The following is a 506-nucleotide window of genomic DNA, read 5'->3' as shown; positions in this document are numbered from 1 at the left end:
GATACTACCTCGCCTTTTTCTTTTTTTCTTACTATTATTTCAAAATCCATTTGATACCTGTATTGTTTTAGGTCAAAGGTTAGCACTTTTCCTATTTATACGCTATCTAATATTTATGCTTCCGTTAATGATGGTGGCAAAACAATAAATAGTCCACACTGAAGAAGTGGCACAACAATGAAGTAATGGTGATATTAGAGTAAAAAATAGAAGAAACATTTGCAAGGAAGTGCTACAATACAGTAAGGTTTTTGGCAAATTTTGATAAAAAAAATGCAGGCACAGATTACAGATAATAGCCAAGGAGAATTATTCAGAAGTAGATTAAGCAATCAGATTGAGATGGAGCATGAGCTGGTAAAAATAAGCGATTTAATAGAGAAGACCATTGCATAATAGGCAGAAAGAAACATATATGATAGAATGAAAAGATAAGTACATACGAAAGAGGAGGCAAAATGTCATTTTTAGTAAGAGAAGCAGAAGAACGTATAGAGAAGAGTAAG

Annotated in this window: 1 protein-coding gene; it reads right to left on the bottom strand. The window is 32.4% G+C overall.

All coding sequences use genetic code 11. The features are described from left to right. Positions 1 to 313: 313 nt before the first annotated feature. Positions 314 to 506, bottom strand: a 193-nt coding sequence (locus L8D11_RS05440; protein WP_236870651.1) for a hypothetical protein, incomplete at its 5' end; no start/stop codon positions are given.

Origin of the sequence: Candidatus Bandiella numerosa (assembly GCF_021811875.1) — a bacterium.
In the GTDB taxonomy this organism is placed as follows: Bacteria; Pseudomonadota; Alphaproteobacteria; order Rickettsiales; family Midichloriaceae; genus Aquirickettsia; species Aquirickettsia numerosa_A.
This window is presented reverse-complemented; position numbering and strand designations above follow the sequence as displayed.